General features: G+C 70.4%; 1 protein-coding gene. It reads left to right on the top strand.

Annotation, left to right across the window (positions count from 1 at the left end; all coding sequences use genetic code 11):
- On the top strand, positions 1 to 533 hold a 533-nt coding region (locus QMX79_RS20840; protein WP_282248473.1), incomplete at both ends, for a DHHA1 domain-containing protein.

The raw sequence follows: 533 nt of genomic DNA, 5'->3' as shown, positions 1-533 counted from the left end.
CTGCTGGACCTGGTCGCGGTTGGCACCGTGGCCGACCTGGTCGCCCTGGATGCGAACAACCGGGCGCTGGTGTCGGCCGGCCTGCGCCGGCTGCGGGCCGGCCACGGCTGCGTGGGCCTGCAGGCGCTGATTGAAGCCAGTGGCCGCGATGCGGCGCGGCTGAGTGCCACCGATATCGGCTTCGCCCTTGGCCCACGCCTGAACGCGGCCGGCCGGCTGGAAGACATGGCACTGGGCATCGAACTGCTGCTCACCGAAGACCGCAGCCAGGCCCGCGAGATCGCGCAGACGCTGGAACAGATCAACGCCGAGCGGCGTGCCGTGCAGCAGCTGATGACCGATGACGCAGAGCTTGCCGTGTCCCGCGCGGTGCTGACCGCCGAAGGCGAGCGCCCGATTGCGGCCTGCCTGTTCGATGCCGAATGGCACCCGGGCGTGGTGGGCCTGGTGGCATCGAAGATGAAGGACCGCCTGCACCGGCCGGTGATTGCGTTTGCGCCGTCCGAACCCGGCAGCGATTCGCTGCGGGGTTC

This window comes from Stenotrophomonas sp. PS02300 (genome assembly GCF_029959395.1).
GTDB classification, from domain to species: Bacteria; Pseudomonadota; Gammaproteobacteria; order Xanthomonadales; family Xanthomonadaceae; genus Stenotrophomonas; species Stenotrophomonas maltophilia_AD.
This window is presented reverse-complemented; position numbering and strand designations above follow the sequence as displayed.